At 71.3% G+C, this 4,741-nt stretch carries 5 protein-coding genes; 3 read left to right on the forward strand and 2 right to left on the reverse strand.

The annotated features are described in order from the left end of the window. Positions 1 to 55: 55 nt before the first annotated feature. Positions 56 to 1,558, reverse strand: coding sequence for a leucyl aminopeptidase (locus ACFWIW_RS42075; RefSeq protein WP_378373595.1), 1,503 nt, complete (start codon positions 1,556 to 1,558; stop codon positions 56 to 58). Between the two features lie 132 nt (positions 1,559 to 1,690). Here ACFWIW_RS42075 and ACFWIW_RS42080 point away from each other — a divergent pair, with 132 nt between their 5' ends. Beyond that, positions 1,691 to 2,545, forward strand: a complete 855-nt coding sequence (locus ACFWIW_RS42080) for a hypothetical protein (protein WP_378373596.1) — start codon at positions 1,691 to 1,693, stop codon at positions 2,543 to 2,545. Next, positions 2,538 to 3,164, forward strand: coding sequence for a DUF402 domain-containing protein (locus tag ACFWIW_RS42085; protein WP_378373597.1), 627 nt, complete (start codon positions 2,538 to 2,540; stop codon positions 3,162 to 3,164). Before ACFWIW_RS42080 ends, ACFWIW_RS42085 begins: the two co-directional genes overlap by 8 nt. Here the strand turns inward: ACFWIW_RS42085 and ACFWIW_RS42090 are convergent. Next, on the reverse strand, positions 3,161 to 3,472 hold the full coding sequence (locus ACFWIW_RS42090) for a hypothetical protein (RefSeq protein ID WP_126733793.1): 312 nt from the start codon (positions 3,470 to 3,472) through the stop codon (positions 3,161 to 3,163). The genes ACFWIW_RS42085 and ACFWIW_RS42090 overlap by 4 nt on opposite strands. A gap of 117 nt (positions 3,473 to 3,589) precedes the next feature. Between ACFWIW_RS42090 and ACFWIW_RS42095 the strand changes: the two genes are divergently transcribed. After that, the gene (locus ACFWIW_RS42095) at positions 3,590 to 4,693 is read left to right on the forward strand and encodes a branched-chain amino acid aminotransferase (RefSeq protein ID WP_378373598.1); all 1,104 of its coding nucleotides are present in this window, start codon (positions 3,590 to 3,592) and stop codon (positions 4,691 to 4,693) included. Positions 4,694 to 4,741 lie beyond the last annotated feature (48 nt).

Here is a 4,741-nt window from a genome sequence, read left to right on the forward strand (position 1 = left end):
AGGCCCCCTTCCCTCGGCTCAGCCGAGGGAAGGGGGCCTTCACGCGCGAAAAGGATCAGCCGTTCGCGGCGATGTCCGCGAGCACGGCGGCGATGGTGCGGACCGGGACGCCGGTGCCGCCCTTGCCGGTGTAGCCCCACGGGCCGGCGGTGTTGAACGACGGGCCCGCGATGTCGATGTGCGCCCAGGGCAGGCCTTCGGTGACGAACTCGCGCAGGAAGATGCCCGCCGCGAGCATGCCGCCCCAGCGGTGCCCGGTGACGTTGGCCAGGTCGGCGAGCCGCGAGTCGAGGTCGGCGCGCAGTTCCTCCGGCAGCGGCATCGCCCAGCCGCCCTCGCCGGTGGCCTGCGCGATCGAAGCGATCCGGTCGCGGAACTCGTCCGAGCCCATGACACCCGCGGTGCGGTTGCCGAGCGCGACGACCTGCGCGCCGGTCAGCGTCGAGGTCTCGATCAGGTAGTCGGGGTTCTCCTCGCCCGCGCGCACGATCGCGTCGGCCAGCACGAGACGGCCTTCGGCGTCGGTGTTGAGCACCTCGACGGTCTTGCCGCCGTACATGCTGAGCACGTCGCCCGGCCGGTACGAGGTGGCCGAGGGCAGGTTCTCCGCCAGCGGGATGTGCGCGACGACCTCGAGCGGGTACTTCAGCTTCGCGGCCAGCACCACGGAGGCGAGCACGGCGGCCGCGCCCGACATGTCCGAGGTCATGTGGTCCATGTTCGCGGCGGGCTTGATCGAGATGCCGCCCGAGTCGAAGGTGATGCCCTTGCCGACCAGCGCGACCTTCTTCGACGCCTTCGCGGGCTTGTAGGCGACGCGCAGCAGGCGCGGCTGCCGCGACGAACCGCCGCCGACGCCGAGGATGCCGCCGAAGCCCTTGCGCTTCAACGCCTTCTCGTCGAGGACCTCGAAGTCGAGGTTGTTCGCCTCGGCCAGGGTCTTCGCGCGGTCGGCGAAGGAGGCCGGGAAGAGGTCGTTCGGCGGGGTGTTGATCAGGTCGCGGGCGATGATGACCGACTCGGCGATCAGGCCGGCGGCCTTCAGCGTCGCCTTGTGGTCCTTGGCGGTGCCCTCTTCGGGGCTCACGAAGTCGACCTTGGCGACCGGGCCGTCGCCCTTCTCGGAGCGGTACTCGGTGAAGTTGTAGGCGCCGAGCACGGTGCCCTCGACGGCGGCCTGCAGATCGATCGCCGACAGCGTGACGAACGCGCGGTCGGTCCCGCTCAGCGCCCGCGCGGCGGCACCGGCGCCCCGGCGGACCTGCTCGGCGGTGACGCCGTCCGCGCCCGCCTTGCCGAGGCCGACGGCGAGCACGACACCGGCGGACAGCTTGCCCAGCGTCGGTACCTTGACGACCTCGTCGGCCTTGCCGGACGCGCCGAGAGTGCCGAGGACTTCGGCGAGCTTGCCGTCGAAGGCGGCGTCGGCGACGGAGGAACCGGCGGCGAGCGCCAGGCCGTCTTCACCCTGCAGGGTGCCGATGACGACGACGTCGGCGCGCGTCTTGGCAAGCGCCGCTTCGGCGTTCTCGGTCAGGGCAAGCTTCGGCACGGTCACTTCTGGCTCCTCGCGCGTTCGCGGTGGTACCGGGCGGCCGCCCGGTTGGATCGTGAGCCATGCTAATGACAGTGGGACCTGGGGGAACAGCGGGGCCGACCGGGTAACTGGACGGACTGGAAGGGAGACGGAGTGCGACTGGCTGGCGGTCTGCTCATCGCGCTGGCGGTGGGCACCTCCGGAGCGGGCTACTGGGTACTCGTGGCCGCCGTGGTCGCGGCCGTGCTCGCCGTCGCGGTCGAGGCGTCGCTGCCGCCACTGGGCGACACCCGGCCCGAACGGATCGCGGGCTCCGTTTCCCGGTTCGGCCTGGTCCTGGTCTTCGCGACGACGTTCGGGCAGTACCTCTTCCCGTCCGCGCCGGGAGCCGCCGCCGCGGTGTTCGCCGTCGTGGTGGCGGCCGCCGACCTGGCCGGAGTCCGCCTCGGCGACTACGCCGCCCGCTGGGTGACCGGGCTGCTGCTGGCCGCCGCCGCGTCCTTGATCGCGATCTGCGTCGGCATCCCGCCGTTGGCGCAGTTCATCGCGCCGGACCCGCCGTCCGTACCCGGTCTCGGCCTCGCCGTGCTGGTACTGCTGCCGTTCCTGCTGCCCCGCCGCCCCGGCGCGGGCCGCGCCGCCGCGGTGGGGGCCGTGGCCGTCGCGATCACGGCCGTCGCCCTCTACCAGCTCGGACCGATCCGGCTGGGGCTTTCGGCGACCTCGTTCCGTGAGCTCCTCGCCGCCGCCGACGCGGTCTCGCTGCTGCCGGTGCTGACCGTGGTGGCCGCCGTGGCGACCGTGCCCGTCGCGGTGGACGCCTTCACCGACGGCAGGGAACGGCTTTCCCCGGAACGTCCGAAGACGACACTCGCTTGTGGACTGATCGTGGCCGTCGCCGCGGCCTTCGCTGGGCCGGTCGTGGCCCTCGCGCTCGCGGGAGTGGGAACGCTCGCCGAACCGGTTCTGCGGGTCCGCGCCCGTGGGTACCGTGCAAGGCGTGCGTGATCCTCTCTGGACCCCGGGCGACACGGTCGTCGAACGCTTCCTGCGACCGGACGGCTCGATCGGCCAGCATCACCCGCTGCGCGTCATCACCGACGACGGCACCGTGCTGCTCGGCTGGCTGCCCGCGGACACCCCGATCGTCGGCAGCAGGCTGGCCGACGGGCGGCTCTTCCGCGAGGCGCCACTGGAGGAGCGCTTCCGGGTGCCGAGGGTGCGCGTGGCCGATTTCTGGCGCGACACATCGACGCTACGCCGCATCGCCGACGACGAATGGTCGTCGGTCTGGTGGTTCTTCGACGCCGACGGGCAGTTCCTGAACTGGTACGTCAACCTCGAGGTCCCGCTGGGGCGCACGCCGTCCGGGCCCGACCGGATCGACGGCATCCTCGACGTCGCCGTCGAGCCAGGCGGACGCTGGCAATGGAAGGACGAGGACGAGGCCGAGGAGGCCGTCCTCGCCGGCCGCATCACCGCCGGTCAGCTCGAACGCCTGCGCGCCGAGGGCGAGCGGATCGGGGCACTCGCGGACGCCGGGCGGTTCCCCTTCGACGGGACGTGGACCGACTTCCGGCCCGACCCGGACTGGCCCGCCCCCGGCCTCCCCGAGGGGTTGCTCTAGCTCACCTGCAGAAGCAGGAGCAGCACCAGCACGACGTTGATCACGGTGAGGATGACCACCGATTTGGTGGACAGCTCGCGCGGGAACACCTTGCCGTGGATGCTCTTCCACCAGAAGATGCCGAAACCGCCGGCGACAAGGCCGAGGAACGCGCCGAAGCCGCTGTCGAGCAGGGCCCAGCCGTCCATCATCAGCACGCCGGTGCCGAAGGTGAGCAGCACGGCCGTCACGAAGGTCTTGACGTCGGCCCCCGCGCCGGGGGTGGCGGGCTGGGCCGGGTGAGCGGGCTGCATCTGGTTGTACGTCACGCCGCCATCCTAGGGGCGCGACCCCTCGCGTGTTCGTCGCGACGGACAGATCGAGCGAGGTAAAGATATGCGGACGTCCGACTAACGTGGGTCCGACCAAGCGTTATCGTTTTAGGCATGACGACCTCGACGCAGTTCAGCCACCTCCCGCACCCGAGCCCCGCGAGCCCGGAACGCGTCGCGGACGTATTGGCCGCACCCGGTTTCGGGTTGCACTTCACCGACCACATGGTGACCGTGAAATGGAGCGCCGAGAAGGGCTGGCACGACGCGACCGTCGGGCCGTACGCGCCCTTCGCGCTCGACCCGGCCACCTCCGTGCTGCACTACGGCCAGGCGATCTTCGAAGGCCTCAAAGCGTACCGCCAGCCCGACGGCACGATCGCGGCGTTCCGTCCCGACGCGAACGCGATCCGCTTCCGTAACTCGGCCGAGCGCCTCGCCATGCCGCAGCTGCCGGTGGAGACCTTCCTCGACTCGATCCGCGAGCTCATCGCGGTCGACAGCCGCTGGGTGCCGACGAAGCCGGGCGAGTCGCTGTACCTGCGGCCGTTCATGATCTCCACCGAGGCCGGGCTCGGCGTCAACCGGCCCGCGAACGAGTACCTCTACGCGCTGATCGGCTCGCCCGCCGGCTCGTACTTCTCCGGTGGCGTCAAGCCGGTGAGCGTGTGGCTCTCGACCGAGTACGTGCGCGCCGTCCCCGGCGGTACCGGCGAGGCGAAGTGCGCGGGCAACTACGCGGCCTCCTTCGTCGCGCAGGCCCAGGCCGTGGAGAAGGGCTGCGACCAGGTCGTGTGGCTCGACGCGGTCGAGCGGCGCTGGGTCGAGGAGATGGGCGGGATGAACCTGTTCTTCGTCTTCGGCTCCGGCGACGAGGCCCGTGTCGTGACGCCGGAACTGACCGGTTCGCTGCTCCCGGGCGTGACCCGCAAGTCGCTGCTGGAGCTGGCGAAGTCGTTCGGGCACCAGGTCGAGGAGCGGCGCGTCTCCACCGACGAATGGGAGAAGGCGGCGGCTTCCGGCGAGCTGACCGAGGTGTTCGCCTGCGGGACGGCGGCGGTCATCACGCCGGTCGGGCACGTGAAGCACGCGGGCGGCGAGTTCTCCGTCGCGGGCGGGCAGCCCGGCGAGCTGACGATGAAGCTGCGCGGCGCCCTGACCGGGATCCAGGAGGGCACCCGGGAGGCTCCGGAAGGCTGGATGTACCCGCTGGGCTGAGCCCCCGGCCTCGTGAGTGGCAAGGACGGTTCTAACCGTCCTTGCCAC

This window comes from Amycolatopsis sp. NPDC058340 (assembly GCF_042723975.1).
Lineage (GTDB): Bacteria > Actinomycetota > Actinomycetes > Mycobacteriales > Pseudonocardiaceae > Amycolatopsis.